This window comes from Paenibacillus xylanilyticus (genome assembly GCF_013359935.1).
Taxonomy (GTDB): domain Bacteria; phylum Bacillota; class Bacilli; order Paenibacillales; family Paenibacillaceae; genus Paenibacillus; species Paenibacillus xylanilyticus.
This window is the reverse complement of the sequence record NZ_JABMCB010000134.1, coordinates 1-17,955: the sequence shown is the minus strand read 5'-3', so window position 1 is coordinate 17,955 and position 17,955 is coordinate 1. Positions and strand designations below refer to the sequence as shown.

Below are 17,955 nucleotides of genomic sequence, written 5' to 3'. Positions count from 1 at the left end.
TGCTATGGGATTTGTAGTTAATTTAATAAATGTTTGCATTAATCTGATAACGAAAAAGTAGTCGCCCCGGCCAAGGAAACGACTACTAAAGTTAAGACGTGTATTTTCAAACTAATAACCTTACTGAGATCGACAGAGCCGTTAACGTTACGTTTTCGGCTTTTTGTCGTTGTATCTACACCTATATTGTACACCACTGGTTAACATGATTCAAACTATTTCTGATGCAGTAAACAAATGATGCACTTCCAGTGCAATTTTTTTGCATCAATTAGCTAGGACCTTTAAACTCCTTTTTAGGTAATAAATTAGGAGGAGCTTATAAGTGAAAAAGGATAGCCGTTTAGGAAAGAAATATAAATTTGTGAGAGGTGTTAGAGGAGCTGACAAGCAACTCGACGATCTTTTTGAAATTTACCGCAACGCAAAAGCAGCTGAGGGGCGTTCACCGCGCACGTTGGAACAATATGACGAGTATTACCGCCACTTTTGCGATTACTTGGCTATGAACGACTTAGAGCGGTCATTTACCGCGGTCACTACCGATGTCTTGCGTTCATACATGCATTGGATGCTTCATAGTAAACCGCGATTCGAGGGCCACGCGCATAAGTCAGACGCGGAAAAGACGATCGGTCTGTCCCCGGTCACAGTTAATACAAAGATGAAGATGCTCAAAACCATGTTTACGTTTCTGCTTAGGGAGGGAGTGATTGACTTTGATCCTACCGCGAGAATAGGTAAAATATCTGAACCAAAAAAGAAAGTGAGAATACTTACGATTGAGGAAATGCAATTACTACTGGATGCACCCAATGTAAAGACTTATGCGGGCCTCCGAGATCTCGTAGCTATGTACATACTAATTGATACATTTGGACGTGTTGGCGAATTACTATCGATAAGGGAAACGGATATCGATTTTAAACTCGGAATGATCTACTTTGATGAGAACGTTGTTAAGACGAGGCGTGGACGCTATGTGCCGGTATCAAAGCGTACCCTACGCCTAATTAAAGAGCTAATAAAAGAGAACGCGGATTTTGATAACGAATATCTAATTCTTAATAATTATGGCGCCAGATTAAACCCAACGAGACTGCGCGACCGTATCAAACAACACGCGAAGAAAGCAGGCCTTAACATCCGAATTACTCCCCACCTGTTCCGCTATTCCGGGGCGACATTATTTATTGAAAATGGAGGAGATCTGCGCCATCTAGCTGGCATTTTAGGCCACGCAGACATGCGGATGGTTATGAAATATACAAACCCGTCTGATAAGGCGTTGAAGGCGCAACATGAACGTTACGCACCGATTAACGATATAATTAAGCCATTGAACAAGCCGCGTAAAACTATCCGGAAGAAATAGAAGATCGGACGCAGTTCTCATGGATTTATTTCCGTTGGGGACTGCGTTTTTTGTTTATTTCCTCAGGGAAAAACTGTATATTTGATTAAAGGAGGGACGCGACAATGCAGGGGGACAAGAAGGATAATGAAACAGCGGAGTATAGGAAGTTTAAGGGTAGTAGCGCGTCATGGGTTTTAACTATCGTAGGAGTATTGTTAATCGGACTAATCGTGTTATTTACGAACGTATCTACGGATGACTCAGCCGATGAAGCGGTAGTGATCTCTCAAACGCCCGAAGTAAAAACTGTTTCCTCAGAATATACCACGCCTGAAAAGGAGAAAGCGGATGAGGCAGTGGTGATCCACGATATCAAAGATGTGGTAACATTCGGAGATTACGAAATTAACGTTAAGGACGTCAGCATTGCGAAAGGTAACGAGGAAGGTTCGAAGGTTATTGAAGTACGCGTAGCGGTCAAGAACACCGGTAAAGAACCGATTAGCGTTGACAGCAGCTATTTTCAACTATATGACCAAGATGAGCGGAAGTTTGACTCGGATGACACCGTAAGTTTCGAAGGTGATCCGATATTCATGGTCGACGATATCAACCCCGGCCTCAGTTTAACGCGTAAAGTAATTTTTGAGGTGCCGGACGATGTAGAGACCGTTAACCTCGCGATGAGAAATAATATGTTCGATATACTTGACTCAGCAGACTACGTATACATAGGCCTTGGAAAAGTTAAATAAACGGAGGATCACGAATGAATAAAATTCATGTTATTATCGCCCAAACGATTGAAACAACAACCGGATTATCTACGCAAGTTGTACGCACTTATATAACCGGAATGATGCCTCAGGTCGGCCACAAAATCCGCGAGCGATCATTTGGAATCGGCATAGACCATGTTATCGAAGAGGTTGTAATCGACTACGATGCGGATGAATGCTGCGCTTACCTACAGACTATAACGTTAGACGGCGCGGAGTTAGAAGACCTACGCGGGTATGTGAACGAATACGTGCAGGACGGATGGGAATGGCCGCGCCCGTTGTGAGCTTGCAGTGGCGCCCTCATGTTCTTTCTTCCCCTTTCTCCTTCTCAGTAATTTATGAAATAAACCTATTAATAGGCAAACTGTACACATCAGCTCTCTGCGGGCCACAAATCAGTTCGAGGAGCTCGTTGGCAGCGGTGTGATCGAGGTTGCGGTGAAGGGCGAACGTTATATGCGCGGAGTCTGTACGTTTAAATATGCGGGATAAATAAAGGAGTGTGGTTTAAATAGTTACACAGATTAAACGGGGAGAGATATACCTGACAAAGCATCTTGATCCTCAAAATGAAGCGGCTTATCCAGATGATAAGTTGAGTTTAGTAATTCAAAATGATATTTCAAATCATTCATCGTACTCTATTACTACTGCTCCTATAATATACAATTTTCCTGCAGTATTTGCACTTCCAACTAGAGTTTTAGTTTCCGTTGATGGGTACTCTGGTTGTGTTGTTTTATTGGATAATATCCAAACTATTCATAGAAGTCAGCTTATACAAAAAGTCGGCGAATTGAACTTAGAAGAGATAAAACGTGTTGAACATGCAACTAATGTTGCGCTAGGATCAGTCGAGTTTAATTACTTTGAGGAAAAACAACTTGACGATTTTTATAAATATAAACTAGGGAGTGAACTTCCATTCGGGGAGGACCACTTCAATGAGTTCAAAGAAATTATAGGTAGAAATCCTAGAAGAAGTATCCTCGAAAAGGTAGATGAATACGTAGCTGCTTTTCTGAATAGCGCTGGCGGCAGAATACTATACGGTATCTCAAATGATAGAATTGTTAGAGGTGTAGAGCTTGGTTATGAAGCGAGAGACACCTTGGTTATTGATATAAACAATAAAATATCTAACTTGAACCCGGCTATTGGTCCTGAACAATTCGATATTGCCTTTAAGCAAGTTTTTGACGAGTTGGGACAGGAAGAAATAAAGGATCGATATATTGTTGAAATTAATGTTCCTCGCTCACCGTTTAACGATGTGCATTTTATAAATAATACCGAATTGTATGTAAGGGCTAATGCCTCCAATAAGAAACTCGTAGGTTCCGAAATAGTAACACACATCAGAAAGAGGTTTTGTGACAGCTAAAATATAACTTAGAATGCGTGGATTTAAAATATGACCGCAGCCCACACGCAGGGTTAGCGGTTCTTTCGCGTTCTCTCCGTCAAATCTCCGTACATATAGCGCGATAAGCCCTTCCTGGTACGTTCCCCTTACCGAAGCCCTAACGCGTTGATTCCACGGTAAATCCACGCAAAAAGAAAGAGCCCTATGTTAGCGGCCCTATTCGTTGTCTTCCGGTATGTATTCAATTAACGCCTCTATGCCATATTGACGCGTGCTCCCGTTTTCTTTGGCGATGCGGTTGATTGCGTTCAATATTTCTACCATTGTCTCAAGCTTGATAGTACGCGTATCTCCGCTTGCGAGATCCAGTATTGTGGCCGGACGTGTTTTTGACTCGACAGCTATTTTATTCCGCTTAGCCCCGATCTCATCGAGAACCTTGTTCAAGTTAAATTTGATTTGATTTACAGACACCTGATACGCCTCCTCGGAGTAGTCACAACACAATTATAATAGAACATCCTCCGCGCGTAAAACTTTTTTCGGATAAACGCTTGACGTACTACTCCCCGAGTAGTATTATTGCATCAGAGAGTATTACTTACCGAGTAATACGAACGAAGTAAACAACGGTTTCAACTTTCGCAACAATGTACTCGAACGAATTTTACTAACGTAAACCAATCGCCAAGGAGGCGCACTATATGAAAACAATCGTTCCGACTTACGAACTTACGTACACTCGCGATCGCATCGCCGCAAGCTTCATCGTTACTCTTAACGGTATTGAACGCAACATTCCGCATAACCTGTTTCTCTCATTATTCCCGCGCATCGATCGTCGTAACCGGATTGCCAGCGTGGAGGCGTCGGCCGCCGAACTGGAAGCGCTAAGCGTTATCGCAGACATCTCCGATCCGTTATCTTCGCGGATTACATACGAATTGAGCGAACGGCACGGAGGAAACTTCGTCGTAACGCACATGTCATCCGGACAGCAGCTCGTGTGTCTTCCCGGAGCATTCCGTAAGATCGCGGGAGTAAGTCACCGCGCAGTATCCGGAACAGCCTCGTTGTCAGCCGCCAAACTCGCCGACATTGGATTTATTATTGAAGGAGGTAACACAAATGATCGCAACTACCAATATGCCAACTACGCGTAACAACGAAGATACGAACACATCGTACAACCGCAATTTTATCCGCATGTTGAAGTTCGTATATGCAATCGTAATGATCGTAAAGGAAGTGGTCGCCTAATGATCGCGAATATTGAACTCGAACTTGCTTCAATGGTTCTTGGTCCGTGGGATAATCCACATCAGTACGCTTTGTATGAGGGTTATGTATTGAACGAGCGACACATTTTCATTATGGATGAAGGCTCTCTCTGGCTGCGCCATGTTCTTAAGGCTCCGCACATGGACCATCTTTATATTGACGGAGGTTCCGGCGGGATGATTATCGCCAACGAAGTCGAGGGCATGGATACTCTCGCTTTAATAAAAACAATTATCACGGAGTTAAAGCAGGTAAACGGTCTGCAGTTCTTGCTTGATATCCTCCTTTGGACCAAGGACCGCGGGGATCTGAACCTCAAACTCGAAACTCTTCGATGAACCTAACGGCGCGGGAACGCCTAATGGGGAGAAGATGTTCCGACGTCGGAACGTGCTGTACCGAGTTTGCGGCGCCAAACGTTAACTTGGATCGCTATGCAGTGCGGTAACTTATCCGGCCTTTCAGCGCCAACTGTCTGGTCGGAGTTCTTATAACGCGGTGGGAAGCGGCAACTTCCTCAGGCACATCGCTTAACATAGATTCGGGAGTGTAGCGGCAACTGCCTTCCACCTAGTGAGGCGGCCGGTTTTATCCGGTTCAGGCACCGTCTTGCTTGTGTTATAATAGGTAATACGGAACACTTGTTCGTAAGTTTCAAAATTAATTAAAATATTTTTCATTAAAGGGAGATGTCGATATATGTTGAATATTAAACAACGTAAGGACGGAAAAGTCACAGTATACGTAACAGATGCAACGGTGAAGGAGTTGGTCGTTTCCGACATTTTAACAGACCATCCGCACGCCGGCGCAGCATTTAGGGTGTTACCTTCCGGTAGATTAGCGGTAACAGTGAAACGGGACGAATCCGGTATCGAAATGGTTAACGCATTGCTTGAGAAAACGGAGGGGTATCGTATGGAAGCGCGTCGAGCTTACGAGATTGATTCGGCCGCGATGACAAAACGTTTGCAGCTCGTTTAATAGGATATCGGAGTGCGGCGGCTATCATTCAGTAGCTGTCGCTTCCTATTATAAAGGAGGACGTTACATATGCAGCCTGGAGAAGGCGCAATCGAATACGCAGCAGAGATCACCGCAGGGCTTCCGCGATCAGCGGCAGCCATCGTAATCCGGAGAGCCATGACAGAGCCGAGCGCCGATCCACGTATTAAGGACTGCGAGGTATGCCGTTATCCATTCCGTGACAAAACGAAGAACAGAAGCGCTACGGTCTGCGGACCTTGGTGCAAGACAACGAAGAAATCCGCGCAGAGGAAGCAACAACGGAAGAAAGTTAAGCGCGTTCATAATGTCACCGTTAAGCCATCGAAGCCGATTCGTTACCTTTTCTGGCTGGAATATCCGTTCTGGCTCAAAGAGAAGTGGATGATTGGGTACGCGGGGAGCTATGAGCGGCCTCGTGATCCGGATAAGCTTGCGCAGATAACGGCGGCGAAGCAACGGACGGAGTTAATGGGGGGCAAGCGGAGGCGGAAAACGGAAATCATCGAATATTGATGAAGATTGCGTGAATAATGGCGCGAGAGGGGTGTATTTTATGCCCTCAGTTACCTACGTATATGAGAAAAGTTTTCGGGATGGTTGTAAAAAGCCCCTCGTCAAACCAATACATTATGAAGGGAAATCTGCGAGCACCTTACATTTTGTTCATTCTCCGGACCTAGAGTATAGAGAGTAAATTATTTTCTAGCAAGGTTGTTTTTTGTGCAGTTTCATGACTATATACATCGAGGAAGTGAAAACACGATAATTCACCTGAGTTCGCGGGCAATAAGGGGAAAGTATTTATGCGGACTACCTTGTATTTTGAGTCGTTTGGCGGTTATACGTTACAAGGGAAGAAAATAATTCAATAGAAAACGTAACAAAAGACGCTACTTTACGGGCAATAAGGGGAGAGAGAGAAATATTTTCTTGGAAGGTTGCATTTTACCTATTCTCCGGACTTAGAAATTAGGTGGCGACATTCTCCTATATATGAGAGAGTCCAAATTCAATCATCAGCTACTCGGCAACGGGTGGCTATTTTTTATATGCCATTTACTCAATTTAATTGACTAAACAGGGAGGATATCACATGAAAACTCGCAAGATAAACGTTCCAAAGGGTTACGTACCCGCTACTTACGAAGAGCTGGCTGTAATAGCTGGCATTCCTACTCGTGAGGCTCGGCGCGGTGTTGACGAGATGGAAAAGGCCGGCATCGTCAAAATTATTAAATTCGGAGACGTTCTATTCTACAAACTAAATCTTTGAGAGGAGGCGCGCCAATGCCAGACGTAATTGACCGTTTGTTTGACCTCTATATCATCCAGAACAACCATTACCTCATCCAATTCGCAGGAGGAGCTTACCGGACATTTACAGAAAAGGACGGCCCCTTACGCCGCCACCAACTCGACGCGCATCTCAAAGGAAAGAAGACGGTCGGAACCTTCGGCGGAAAGTTCTTTACGAAGTTTATGACGTTCGACGTTGACTTCAAGGACCAGGCGACAGCGAAGTGGGTAACGTACAAACTCGCCGAGGCCCTGAATACAGCCGGAGTCAAAAGTTACGCTATCTCATTCAGCGGCAACAAAGGCTACCACGTCGATATCTTTTTCAACAAAGCGGTATCCATCGCTTCCACACGCAAGTTCTTCGACTTCATTATAGAGTCCGCGGAGCTTCGTTCGGTCCAAGGCGGCGAAATCGAGTATCGCCCGTCCGGCAGCCAAGGCGTCAAACTTCCGATCGGAACGCACCAAAAGACCGGCAACTACTGCGGCTTCTGTCTCGTAGAGGATGGATTGCGCGTCATGTCTCCGGAAGAGTCAACCGATTATCTCCACGCAATCAAAAAGACGGACTCCGCGCTAATCCTTGATATCATCAACGGAAGTGACGAAGCGGTTTACGATCTGGACGACGCGGCCGAGATGGAAACGGTAATCAGCCGACATAAGATGCTTGAAACGTACGATCAGACGGAGAGCTACACGTTGAGCCGCTCGGCAGAACGGTACAACAACGGACTCACCGGACCAGGACAACGCCATAAATCGTTCCTGATGCTGGCGCGCCTTTTCAACCACAACGGAGTTGAGCGGGACGAAGCGGTATGTGCCATTGCGGAATGGTTCTCGTGGCAGGATACAGCATTCTACGAATCTGATGCGGAGTTCTGCGCAAAGGATCTCCGAGAATGTGTCGATTACATCTTCACCAACAACCTTACGTTGACCGTTGAGCAGCGAGACATCACTGTAAAGTTTAACGAAATAGATGGGATCGTGCGTGGATGTTCCTCCCTGGTACACAAGGCTCTAGTGTATGCGATGCTTATTCACTCGAAGCGTTGGGCGGGAGAGTCAGGGGCGTTCTATATGACGTACGACCAAATGGCGCAGGCGGCGGGCATCGATCGATCTACAGCAGCGAGAAACATACCGAAACTTGAAGCTGCGGGAATTATCCAAATTGTTCAGCGCGATCAGAAAGTTCGAGGAACTCACATTAAAAAGCCGAACGTATACCGGATGAATCTACAAAGTTCAGATGAGGGCGCGGCAGAGTTTAACGTAACTGCAGGAACCGGCTTGACGGAATGCCTGCTTTACTTCTACGACGAAGCCCAACTCAGGAAGCTACTGCCCCGGAGACAATACGCACAACTCGCCAGTTAAATAAAATACCAAACAGACACGCGGACAGCTAAGTGCTATCGGCTTATTTGTCATGCCCAAAAGGAGGAAAACAGATGATTACTGCTGACAATCTTTCGACGGTAAGGAGGTATGCCGGGGTCACTGCTCGCAGGTTGGCGGACATGATCAACGTTACGCCATCGTTTATCTGCAAGATTGAGTCAGGAGAGTGCCCGTTACCGTCCGACCGCGCGATACAAATTCAGACAGCTCTCGGCTTGAATGCTGAGAAGCTACTTCTAATAGAAGAAACATGTAAGAAGCTCAAAGAAAGGGGTGATTAAATGAACCGGACAGATACGAAGCAATGCGAATTTATAAATTCAGATAAAACGTGCGTTCTTATGCAAGGACTGGCGGACGAAACTGATCCACGTTGTAAGCTATGGCGCGATGATCCGAAGGACTGCACTTACCTACGTTTATACGTCCTCAAGGGACGCGGACTTCACCGCGGAGGATGGGCGCGACGCAAACGGAAAGGAGCTGAGGCGCAATGAATGACCGCACGATAAAGGTTTCATATTCTGACGGGATAACTATTACGTTTGGTGACTCCGTTTCCCGCGCTCACATCCGATTCATGGCACCTATTATTCATGCGGAAGAAGTTAAGCGCCGGCGGAAGGGGCAGAAGAAATGATAACGGAGGCATTTACGGTTGACTACGGTGCTAAGGTACCACTCAAGTTCGAGCCGTATGTAATCGACAGTTATGTGCGCGAGGATTTTCTATCGGTGATTTACGATCACGCCAGCCGGAACATCATCATGAGTACCGCAGTGAAGATGGATGACGCGCGGCTATATCGTTTGATAGAGAAGACTGCGATATCAATTTGTAAATCGTATAGTCCGACCACAAATTACGGAATTAAGAAAGCTGAGATAAGGGCGGCAATCTTGGCGCTCATTACACACTACAAAGGAGAGATTACGAATGAGTAACGTATGGAATGGATTGCAGAACAGTGATATGGAACAGATCAACGAGCTAATCGGGGTGAGCCTGGGCAAATCGACTACAAAAGCGCCTAAGCAACCGAAAGCTAAGCGCAGTTCCGGCGTCGTAACTCACTTTAATGATGAACGCGGATTTGAATTCATCCGCTCCGGATCATCGCGCATCTTCTTCCACGTTAGCAACCTTCATGACGATATGGATACGGCAATTATCCCAGCCGGTACTCGCGTTACTTTCGAAGAGAGCACGGACAAAGCCGGTAGGCCTTGCGCTGTTAACATTAAATCAAACTAAACCAAAGGAGGAAAACAAATGACAGACATTAACACACACATTCAGCACGCAACAACAATGATTCACGGAGACGTGACGGTGAGCGTAGCAAAAGAAATTTTTGAGTCAGTTAAAGAGGAGCTCAAAGAGATTCAACGTATGGAGGATTCAGGATTGCTCGGTTATCGCGGTCGCTTTGAGAAAGAGGACGAGGTTCGGAAAAAGGGCGCGCTCCAGCTCGCGCAAGCCCTCAAAACCAATCAAGAAATGGTCAATGAAGCACTTGATATAGCCGAGAAACAAGCGCACGAAGTCCTCGGTCAAGCTGCGGCACCTCCACCTGAGTATCAACTTCGCGAGTTTAACGAAAGGTACACAGAGTTGAAAGCAAACCTCCAAGTTAATGCAAACCAGCAATCGGCGCGGCAGCTACTTGAATTTATGCGCGGGGTCAACGATCCGTATCTCGCTCATATTCTGACGCAAGATTATGCGGAGCTCGGCGGCGCACTTATCAAGCACTCGGGTGATCCGATCAGTGTCAATACGCTCTACGGAACCTTACGGAGTGCCAGAGATTCCGCCGAACAGACGCAGGCCCGTGTAGCGCTTCAAGAGATCGCGCAACTACGCCAGACAAGATCGTATAACCAGATGCTTGAGCTTGGCGCAGATAAGACGCTCGGTCCGATCGGAAGATCCGCGATGAATGATCCGGCCGGCTTCGTTCAGGCCAGCGAGGGAGGCGCGTCATAATTGAAGTACCAACTCTATATTGCGGCTGCCGCTGATGATAAGCGCGCGGCCTATTCGTACGTTCTCGCAAACTACGCCGGCATCGTTGCGCGGGGAACGTTCCTGACGGTTGGCGAGCGTAAGTTTGACGATTCCTTCTGCGGCCACGTAGCTATCCAACGCGCTATGAGATCCGCAACAAACAAGGCGGAGGGCGTTGCGGACATTACCGTTGTGCTTGACGAGAATATCGCGAATGACGTCGGCTTTGAATTGCTCGGCGTCAATCCTCCGCTTTATCCGACGTTGTGCCGGACTACTCAGCGCGTCATGAAGCGATTCAATTCGTGCGAGCTGGCTGCGATGAAGAAAGGCGATGATTTAAGTCCGGAAGAGGCCAGCGTTTTCGACATGTGTCTTGAGGCGCTTGACGATGCGATGACGCCACGAGGTCAATTTAGGCTCGCGTGGGATACAGTGACGGGCTCAAACAAAATTATCCGATAAGGGGAAATGAACAATGAAAATGCCACAAAACCTACTCACAGCAATCCAAGCTTATCAAGCGGAGAACGAGAAAGTAGTAAAAGCAACTGAGCTGCACAGGGAGCAAACAGAGAAGCTACAGGCAGAACTCGACGAGACTCATGCGCTGCTTGCCGCTGCAGTAGACAAAACACTCGACGAGCCGATTGAGGAAAACGTAGTCCGCGAAGCAGAATTACAGCGTAGGATCGCGGAGCTAGAGATGGAGAATATGGCCGCAAGAAGCCGTTCCGATATGATGTTCTCTCGTTCTTACGCCAAGCTAAACGAACTGGCTGACGCAGCTATCGAAATCGGCCGCACGGAATCGTTGAAGCATTTTAATGACGGATTCGATGCGAAAGTAAAGGCGGTTGAAGAGGCAAAGTATGCGTATTTAACTGCGCTGGTTGATTTGAACAGGTTACGTACTGACGCATGGGATATCTGGATGGCCGCCAGCGATGGGACGAACCGCAACCGCGCGAAGAATGCACAGCGTCCAAGCTTCCGAGAAATCACGCCGTTCTACCGCGGGGATCGTCAAGTCCTCGGAGTAACTGAACAGGAGATCAGCCGGGCCTATAAAGACGGGAAAATACAATGGACTAGCGTTGCAGCAGGGAGGGAGATTGTATGAAGACTGTAGCACACAGCCCATTCAGATTCTCCGGTAATTTCGAGGAAAGCATAACGTTCAAGTTTCCAAGAGTAGCCACATCGCTTTTCATAGAGAACAACGGAGATGCGCGCATTCGGTTCAGAACGAGCGTGGACGGCAAGCATTTTAACGAGTTCACATTGCCGATCGGACGGAGCTTTGACGAGATCCTGGCGCCTTTTACCGAGCTGACCGTTGAGATCGACCGGGACTGGGATGTCGAACAACATATCACGTTCTACGGATTCGTACGTAGCTAAGCGGAGGCCTTCGGGCTTCCTCTTTTTAATTTAAAGGAGGAGTTTAAATGAACGAGTATCAAGAAGACTTTGATACAGCGGTAGAGACGTTGCAATTAATCACGCAGGTTATAACGTACACCTTTCCGCAGGATTGGAAGTTTGCCGAACGGTTCCCGGATAAGTTTCGTGAGTTCCGGAGGGCAGCCGGTAGGTTAACGCACTCGAAGGATAAGCGCATTAAAGCGTGCGGCCGCGCCCTTAAGGAACTAGACCGCTGCTTGTCCGATATCGATCGCGGCTTTACGCCGGCGAGAGCTCAACGTGCTGCAGACGCAGGTAATCGCGTTGTCGAAACGATGGAGGTGGCGATGCATGGCGTTTGATCTGGTTGCACGACTAAAGGTCAAAGACGAGATGTCCGGCAAACTCCGGAAGGTACAAACGCAGTTAGACGCAACAAAACGGAGCTCCGATGCGTTTAGCGATCGACTGCGCATGTTGGGTAGGCGAAACGATATTTTTACATCTGGCGCAGAGAGAGCGAGCCGAATGCTTTCCTCGATGACAAAAGGGTTTTCATCCGCCAGGGACGGAGCTTCTAGACTAAGTAGCAGCGTGGGATTATTGGCGGCCGGCTACTTAACCGCACAGACTGCTGCGTCAGCGTTTAACAAAACTATCGGCGCGGCTGCTCAATATGAGATGCGCTCGGTTACGGTAGAAGCTATGTTCGGTAAGGATTCAAAGCAAAACGTCGATAAGTTCATGAATTTCGTTAGCTCGCGGGCAGACGTTAGTCAGTTTACGCTTGACGAGTTTCTTGACGCGGGTAAATCGTTCATACCCACAACGAAGGATAACAAACAGTTGGAGAAAATGGTTAACCTTGCCGAGCGGCTTGGAGCACTGGACCCTGAACAAGGTATTACGGGAGCCTCCTACGCCCTAAAAGAGCTCTTTTCCGGCGATGGATTGTCTCTTGTGGAGCGGTTCGAACTGCCTAGGTCAGCTATTAACCAGATTAAGAAACTTCCGATAAAGGACCAGCTCGTTCAACTCGATAAATTCCTTAATAAGATCGGAGCTACAAACGAATTGATCGACGCGCAATCTAAGACCGCGATGGGTCAATGGCGTACAGCAATCGGCGGCGTTAACCGCGCATTCCGTGAGATGGGTACGGACGCGTTAACGAGCATAAAACCGATGCTGGCCGAGTTTAACAACTGGATTAAAGGGCCGCAGTTTACCGCGCTTAAAACATGGGGCGTGGATGCGTTTAGTGGTCTTGTCGAGGGCGCGGTTAAATCAGTTAGAGAGGCGACGTCCTATATTCAGTCACACTTTATAAACAATCCGAAATTTCAGAAGTTACCTGACATTAGTAGCAAGATTAAGTTCGTGTTTGATGACCTGATGCAAAACTTTCGTGATTGGTATAGTGGCGGTGGAGCTAACAAGATTAAGACAATGGCAAGCAACATAGTGGACACACTCGGCATGGCTCTCAAAGCATCCAGACCACTACTAGAAGCAGCCACGGAAATAGGCCGTAAAGTAGGGGCGTCCATCCTGGAAGGTATTTGGAGTAATAGTGGTATCGAGGAATTTTTCTCTATAGATATGAAGAGCGTTGCCAATCGCAAGCTGACCGGTACGGATATGATGCAGATCGCAGCAGAGTATGGGGGCGATAAGACTCCAGGAGGAGTAAAAGCGGGAATGGTAGCGATGGGGGTAACTCCAAAAGGCCATTCCGGCGGACTCGACCGTGTTCCATACAGTGGTTACACCGCCCGACTTCACCAAGACGAAATGGTCCTCACGTCTCAGGAAGCGCGTGACTACCGTGAGAGCAGTAACGGGAAGTCCGCTCCGACTATTATGATCACTGGTAACACGTTTAACGTACGTAAGGACAGCGATATTGAAGCCATTGCCGGTGTATTGGCCGCGAGATTAGCGATGTAACGGAGGGAAACAATGCAATTAATAGAAGGCGGAGGAGTAAGCCAACTGCGCGGTATCGTCAAACAACTCGGCTACAATAAAGACGTTGATATCGAGATGGGTACTATTACCGCGCCACTTCCGAATATCAGCGTTAAGTTGGACGAAGCTAACTTCGACTTAGATGCGGAGGATTGCGACGTTTGCGAACATCTCCGCGAACATGAACGCGAGGTTTCAATAAACGGCCAGGACACGACGATCACGTTTAAGGATGCGCTTAAGGTTGGCGATCGAGTTGCGGTCGTTATGTTCGGCGCAGGACAGCGGTATTTAATACTTGACCGGATATGAATAACGGGACGGGCTTCGGCTTGTCTTTTTGATGTGTACAGTTTGCCTATTAATAGGTTTAATTCATCATTTACTGAGAGGGAGAAAGGGGAAGAAAGAACATGAGAGCACTCACAGCAGGCCAAATAACGGCCATTCAACACTTATCACTTCCGAAAGCGGAGCGCCCTTCCGTCGACAAAATTGCCGCAGAGGTGGGCGTAAGTCGGTCAACTATCTACGCGTGGCAGAAAGATCTGGAGTTCATCGCTGAGCTCAAGGCCCAGATCGTCCGTAACAATGTCGGAGACTTACCGGAGCTCGTTGGCGCGCTAACCCGAATGGCGATCGATGAGAAGTCCGCTGCCATGGCGAAGCTAGCACTGCAGGTACACGGGATGTTAACGGATAAGGTTGAAGTACAAACGCAGACAAGTCCGCAGACAACAGATATCGCCGCGTTGAGATCACGTATCGAAGCGGTCAAAGGGCGTCAACATGAGCAGGCGTAAGCGGCGCGGGCGGCCCGTTGCTATACTTGATGCGCGTCATCATCAGGCAATAACGTTGCTTGCGGAAGGGCGATTAAGTTACGGTGAGATTGCGGATAACATCGGGATAGATCGCCGCACTCTTCATCGTTGGCGTATGCGTAAGGACTTCGATAGGGAACTACGGAAGGTACTTGCGCGCAACGAACGGGAGTGGAGACGTACAATGCAAAGTAGATTACGTTTGAGGACAGCGCATGACATGACGTGGTTCTTTGACGCTGTTGGAACGGTGTAAACTTACGTATAAATAACGAATTGGCCGTGTCATCGTGGTATAACGCTACGGTGGCGCGGCCTTTTTTGCGTTTATGGCCGGGCAATTAACGTCCCATTATTGGACAAATAGCGCGATTTCCTGCACGCGGGGTCTGGCGGACACCCTCTCCGAAAACTCACGGGGTCGGCGGAATAAGCACGGCTTTATACCGTAAATATGCGGAATAGTGCAAACGGGTGGGATAACGGAGAGGTGCCGAATGGGATAAACGTTGATATGGCGCGGGTTTGCGGTCGTATCTGTTGACCTACATGATTATCAATCAGCTAGGTATCTCAGCAGTTTGTACGGTTCAATGCGAGTCCGATCGCGTGACCCCCAAGGCCCCCTGCGCAAATGCCCGAATCAGGTGCCAGTACAATCCACGCGGCAAAAATAACTCAGGGAGTAGTTAGGTTCAAGTCCTTTTTGCGGAGAGACATAGGCACCGTCGGGTCCACGTATTGATCCGTATTCAATCCGAGATACTTACGCATTAACACGCCAGCCTCCGCCGTCATCATCGACCACCGTATCCGCATCTCAGCTTGGTAGCCGCGACATTTATAACGCGCAGTTACGCCGTCGCCATCCGTCACCTCTTCGTATACTTTGATGCCGCGTGTCCGGAATCCCTTGCGTACCTCGTAGATGTCTGCGGTGAGTTTGCGCTGAGCTTCCGCAATTGCGTCGACATACGGGCCCGGCGTCTTGAGCGTTGCGTTGATGAGCGCGATATCCCGTTCGAATGCGGATAATACGCGCGGGAGGATGATATGCGATTTGATTAGCGCTTGGTCAGCGAGAGTGATGTCGATCATAATCCGTTTCAACTCCGTTGTAGAACGTTTGTTCTTAGTATAGCGCGGGAGCTGCGGATTATACAAGCGGGAGAAATGTTCCGACGTCGGAACATACTGACGTATACAGACGCAACATTTCTGCGCGGAGAGTAGCGTTACATATAATAGGAAGAAACACGTCAAAGCGTGATTCAGATCGGATGGACAACGTCCTAATCGCATGGTATTATAACAGGAGAAACGTAGGGTTAACGGAATCAGTCCGCTATGTGTCCGCAAGCTAAACGGCTACATAACGGGGGATTATCGGATATAACCGTCAACTGCGTGACTCGAAATCAGCTAGGCGTGTCACAGCGTGCGTGGGTTCGAATCCCACCCTTTCCGCCACTTACAGCTTTTGACCCATGGATTTGTAATACACTCGGATATATTGAGTTTGTATAAAGAAAGTAATTAGACCTTCCTATATGGAAGGTTTTTTGTTTTGTTCCGTAGGAAACGGTTTGTAAAAGCTGCAAAGCACAAAAAACAAAGAGCCCCGAAGGGCTCCTTGTCGGCGGTACATCGGTTAGTTAGGAAACAATCGGTCGTAAGATCAGAAACCTGGCGTACTGCGAATGCAGTACTCGTGCTCAGACGAAGGGCCTTACACACAACCACTTGCTTCTTAGATTACGTGATGAATCTCCAACATTACACGATCGGCTGCGTTGTCCAACGGAACCACACCTCTCTCGTGTACCGCCTGATTGTATTATGTGCATTATCACGTTTTATATACATGCATTATAAAAAAAGTTTCTTTTAATGAACGCGAGCCTTTGTCAGTCTCTTCCACTTCCGGTTCTGGTTGCTCGTTTCAGGGAAGGACTCCCCTTTTTTGAGGGTTATCCGTCTAGGATTTTGAATTTCAGTGTGGAAGCTTTTTTCTCCGACTTCCGTATACTCTCCATCATTCGGTGCTTTGTCACCTTTTTCAAATTCAGTTTGTTCACCCATGGTAAGACCTCCTTAGATATTTTCTTATTACTGCCTCCATAGTGTGCTCCATAAATGGAACGAACATGTGCGAATAAGAACAGGGAACGTTTGCTTGCATTGGAGCTTTGTTTTTGTTATATTAATATAGTTCGAGTTTGTGCTCGTTCCTTGCTCTCAACCTGGATTGAGGGCCAGAGTCCATAAGGAGGTGAAAATTATGCGCAAATATGAAGTGATGTACATTATTCGTCCTGACGTTGAGCAAGAAGTTGTTCAAGCTACAGTCGATAAATTCCAAGGCATCATCTCCAACGGCGGTGGTGAAGTTACAGCTCACGACGTTATGGGTAAACGCCGTCTTGCGTATGAGATCAAGAAATTCCGTGATGGTGTTTATGTTCTGGTACACTTCACTGCTGAACCAGCAGTAGTTACTGAGCTTGAGCGTCTCATGAAGATTTCTGACGAAGTAATTCGTTATCTCATTACGAACGATGTTAAGTCTGCCTAAGACAACTCGTGATTAACGCACCAATACGCTCTGAAGGAGGGGATTACATTGTTGAACCGTGTCATTCTGATCGGCCGGTTAACCCGGGATCCTGAGTTGCGTTATACTCCAGCAGGAGTAGCAGTAACGCAATTTACTTTGGCAGTGGACAGACCGTTTACAAGCCAAGGGGGAGAGCGGGAAGCGGATTTCATTCCGGTCGTAACCTGGAGACAGCTTGCTGAGACTTGTGCAAACTATTTGCGCAAAGGACGCCTAGCTGCAGTCGAAGGACGCATTCAAGTACGGAACTACGAGAATAACGAAGGAAAACGTGTATACGTGACCGAAGTCATTGCCGATAACGTCCGTTTCTTGGAGTCAGCTAACCGTGATAACAACGGTGGCGGCGGTGGGCAACCGATGCGTGAAGAGCCTTCTTACGGAGGCGGCGGGCGCGCGAACAATAACAATAATTCGCGTAGCAACAATCAGGATCCTTTTTCCGATGACGGAAAACCGATTGATATATCGGATGATGATTTGCCATTTTAGAGAGCGTAACATCTGAGATCAGAAAATGCTTTAAGACCTCAGTAAAATCAAGGGGTTTTAAAGCATTTTAACTGTGTAATGGTAATCTTCATTTACGACCAGCATCCACGGTTTATTAAGATCGCGCGAT

28 protein-coding genes are annotated in these 17,955 nt (G+C 47.4%); 25 read left to right on the top strand and 3 right to left on the bottom strand.

What is annotated here, in order from left to right:
• Window positions 1-325: 325 nt before the first annotated feature.
• The 4 genes from HP552_RS35550 to HP552_RS03095 all read left to right on the top strand — a co-directional run bounded on the left by HP552_RS35550 (window position 326) and on the right by HP552_RS03095 (window position 3,523).
• Window positions 326-1,375 carry a tyrosine-type recombinase/integrase gene (locus HP552_RS35550; protein WP_312884192.1) on the top strand — a complete coding sequence of 350 codons (1,050 nt, stop codon included), beginning with the start codon at window positions 326-328 and terminating at the stop codon, window positions 1,373-1,375.
• Window positions 1,376-1,479: 104 nt separating this feature from the next.
• On the top strand, window positions 1,480-2,112 hold the full coding sequence (locus HP552_RS03105) for a DUF4352 domain-containing protein (RefSeq protein WP_175394196.1): 633 nt from the start codon (window positions 1,480-1,482) through the stop codon (window positions 2,110-2,112).
• Window positions 2,113-2,126: 14 nt separating this feature from the next.
• On the top strand, window positions 2,127-2,423 hold the full coding sequence (locus tag HP552_RS03100) for a hypothetical protein (protein WP_175394195.1): 297 nt from the start codon (window positions 2,127-2,129) through the stop codon (window positions 2,421-2,423).
• A gap of 227 nt (window positions 2,424-2,650) precedes the next feature.
• Window positions 2,651-3,523: an RNA-binding domain-containing protein gene (locus HP552_RS03095; RefSeq protein ID WP_312884194.1), complete on the top strand. Its 873-nt coding sequence runs from the start codon at window positions 2,651-2,653 to the stop codon at window positions 3,521-3,523.
• Window positions 3,524-3,721: 198 nt separating this feature from the next.
• Here the strand turns inward: HP552_RS03095 and HP552_RS03090 are convergent, their stop codons facing one another.
• A complete protein-coding gene (locus HP552_RS03090; protein ID WP_175394193.1) occupies window positions 3,722-3,979 on the bottom strand; it encodes an XRE family transcriptional regulator in 258 nt (85 codons plus the stop codon).
• A 230-nt stretch (window positions 3,980-4,209) separates the two neighbouring features.
• Between HP552_RS03090 and HP552_RS03085 the strand changes: the two genes are divergently transcribed.
• From HP552_RS03085 to HP552_RS03000, 19 genes are all read left to right on the top strand, one after another.
• Window positions 4,210-4,668, top strand: a complete 459-nt coding sequence (locus HP552_RS03085) for a hypothetical protein (protein WP_175394192.1) — start codon at window positions 4,210-4,212, stop codon at window positions 4,666-4,668.
• Window positions 4,634-4,765, top strand: a complete 132-nt coding sequence (locus HP552_RS35315; RefSeq protein WP_281365997.1) for a hypothetical protein — start codon at window positions 4,634-4,636, stop codon at window positions 4,763-4,765. Before HP552_RS03085 ends, HP552_RS35315 begins: the two co-directional genes overlap by 35 nt.
• On the top strand, window positions 4,765-5,124 hold the full coding sequence (locus HP552_RS03080; protein WP_175394191.1) for a hypothetical protein: 360 nt from the start codon (window positions 4,765-4,767) through the stop codon (window positions 5,122-5,124). The genes HP552_RS35315 and HP552_RS03080 overlap by 1 nt, the downstream gene beginning before the upstream one ends.
• Before the next feature lie 361 nt (window positions 5,125-5,485).
• On the top strand, window positions 5,486-5,770 hold the full coding sequence (locus HP552_RS03075; protein ID WP_175394190.1) for a hypothetical protein: 285 nt from the start codon (window positions 5,486-5,488) through the stop codon (window positions 5,768-5,770).
• Window positions 5,771-5,839: 69 nt separating this feature from the next.
• A complete protein-coding gene (locus HP552_RS03070; protein WP_175394189.1) occupies window positions 5,840-6,307 on the top strand; it encodes a hypothetical protein in 468 nt (155 codons plus the stop codon).
• Between the two features lie 580 nt (window positions 6,308-6,887).
• Window positions 6,888-7,067 (top strand): hypothetical protein, encoded by a 180-nt coding sequence (locus tag HP552_RS03065; RefSeq protein WP_175394188.1) that lies wholly within the window; start codon window positions 6,888-6,890, stop codon window positions 7,065-7,067.
• The gene (locus tag HP552_RS03060) at window positions 7,064-8,479 is read left to right on the top strand and encodes a TOTE conflict system archaeo-eukaryotic primase domain-containing protein (RefSeq protein WP_175394187.1); all 1,416 of its coding nucleotides are present in this window, start codon (window positions 7,064-7,066) and stop codon (window positions 8,477-8,479) included. The genes HP552_RS03065 and HP552_RS03060 overlap by 4 nt, the downstream gene beginning before the upstream one ends.
• A gap of 74 nt (window positions 8,480-8,553) precedes the next feature.
• Entirely contained in the window at window positions 8,554-8,784 is a 231-nt protein-coding gene (locus HP552_RS03055) for a helix-turn-helix domain-containing protein (protein WP_175394186.1), read from the top strand.
• A gap of 355 nt (window positions 8,785-9,139) precedes the next feature.
• Window positions 9,140-9,448, top strand: coding sequence for a hypothetical protein (locus HP552_RS03050; RefSeq protein WP_175394185.1), 309 nt, complete (start codon window positions 9,140-9,142; stop codon window positions 9,446-9,448).
• Window positions 9,441-9,758 (top strand): cold-shock protein, encoded by a 318-nt coding sequence (locus HP552_RS03045; RefSeq protein WP_175394184.1) that lies wholly within the window; start codon window positions 9,441-9,443, stop codon window positions 9,756-9,758. The genes HP552_RS03050 and HP552_RS03045 overlap by 8 nt, the downstream gene beginning before the upstream one ends.
• Before the next feature lie 18 nt (window positions 9,759-9,776).
• A complete protein-coding gene (locus tag HP552_RS03040; protein ID WP_175394183.1) occupies window positions 9,777-10,493 on the top strand; it encodes a hypothetical protein in 717 nt (238 codons plus the stop codon).
• On the top strand, window positions 10,494-10,979 hold the full coding sequence (locus HP552_RS03035; RefSeq protein ID WP_175394182.1) for a hypothetical protein: 486 nt from the start codon (window positions 10,494-10,496) through the stop codon (window positions 10,977-10,979).
• Window positions 10,980-10,992: 13 nt separating this feature from the next.
• Window positions 10,993-11,637: a hypothetical protein gene (locus HP552_RS03030; protein WP_175394181.1), complete on the top strand. Its 645-nt coding sequence runs from the start codon at window positions 10,993-10,995 to the stop codon at window positions 11,635-11,637.
• The gene (locus HP552_RS03025) at window positions 11,634-11,918 is read left to right on the top strand and encodes a hypothetical protein (RefSeq protein WP_175394180.1); all 285 of its coding nucleotides are present in this window, start codon (window positions 11,634-11,636) and stop codon (window positions 11,916-11,918) included. The genes HP552_RS03030 and HP552_RS03025 overlap by 4 nt, the downstream gene beginning before the upstream one ends.
• Before the next feature lie 47 nt (window positions 11,919-11,965).
• Entirely contained in the window at window positions 11,966-12,283 is a 318-nt protein-coding gene (locus HP552_RS03020) for a hypothetical protein (RefSeq protein WP_175394179.1), read from the top strand.
• A 382-nt stretch (window positions 12,284-12,665) separates the two neighbouring features.
• The gene (locus HP552_RS03015) at window positions 12,666-13,871 is read left to right on the top strand and encodes a phage tail tape measure protein (RefSeq protein ID WP_175394178.1); all 1,206 of its coding nucleotides are present in this window, start codon (window positions 12,666-12,668) and stop codon (window positions 13,869-13,871) included.
• A 12-nt stretch (window positions 13,872-13,883) separates the two neighbouring features.
• The gene (locus HP552_RS03010) at window positions 13,884-14,204 is read left to right on the top strand and encodes a DUF2577 family protein (protein WP_175394177.1); all 321 of its coding nucleotides are present in this window, start codon (window positions 13,884-13,886) and stop codon (window positions 14,202-14,204) included.
• A 101-nt stretch (window positions 14,205-14,305) separates the two neighbouring features.
• Window positions 14,306-14,695 (top strand): phBC6A51 family helix-turn-helix protein, encoded by a 390-nt coding sequence (locus HP552_RS03005; protein ID WP_175394176.1) that lies wholly within the window; start codon window positions 14,306-14,308, stop codon window positions 14,693-14,695.
• Window positions 14,682-14,972 (top strand): phBC6A51 family helix-turn-helix protein, encoded by a 291-nt coding sequence (locus HP552_RS03000; protein WP_175394175.1) that lies wholly within the window; start codon window positions 14,682-14,684, stop codon window positions 14,970-14,972. The genes HP552_RS03005 and HP552_RS03000 overlap by 14 nt, the downstream gene beginning before the upstream one ends.
• 422 nt (window positions 14,973-15,394) lie before the next feature.
• On the opposite strand, the gene HP552_RS02995 is transcribed toward HP552_RS03000, so the two are convergent.
• Window positions 15,395-16,075, bottom strand: coding sequence for a YhjD family protein (locus HP552_RS02995; protein ID WP_175394174.1), 681 nt, complete (start codon window positions 16,073-16,075; stop codon window positions 15,395-15,397).
• Between the two features lie 528 nt (window positions 16,076-16,603).
• Window positions 16,604-16,798 carry a YjzC family protein gene (locus tag HP552_RS02990; RefSeq protein WP_095293500.1) on the bottom strand — a complete coding sequence of 65 codons (195 nt, stop codon included), beginning with the start codon at window positions 16,796-16,798 and terminating at the stop codon, window positions 16,604-16,606.
• Between the two features lie 199 nt (window positions 16,799-16,997).
• Between HP552_RS02990 and rpsF the strand changes: the two genes are divergently transcribed.
• Together rpsF and ssb are read left to right on the top strand one after the other, a co-directional pair.
• Window positions 16,998-17,291, top strand: coding sequence for a 30S ribosomal protein S6 (gene rpsF / locus HP552_RS02985; RefSeq protein WP_024629534.1), 294 nt, complete (start codon window positions 16,998-17,000; stop codon window positions 17,289-17,291).
• Between the two features lie 48 nt (window positions 17,292-17,339).
• Window positions 17,340-17,825, top strand: a complete 486-nt coding sequence (gene ssb / locus HP552_RS02980; RefSeq protein ID WP_024629535.1) for a single-stranded DNA-binding protein — start codon at window positions 17,340-17,342, stop codon at window positions 17,823-17,825.
• Window positions 17,826-17,955 lie beyond the last annotated feature (130 nt).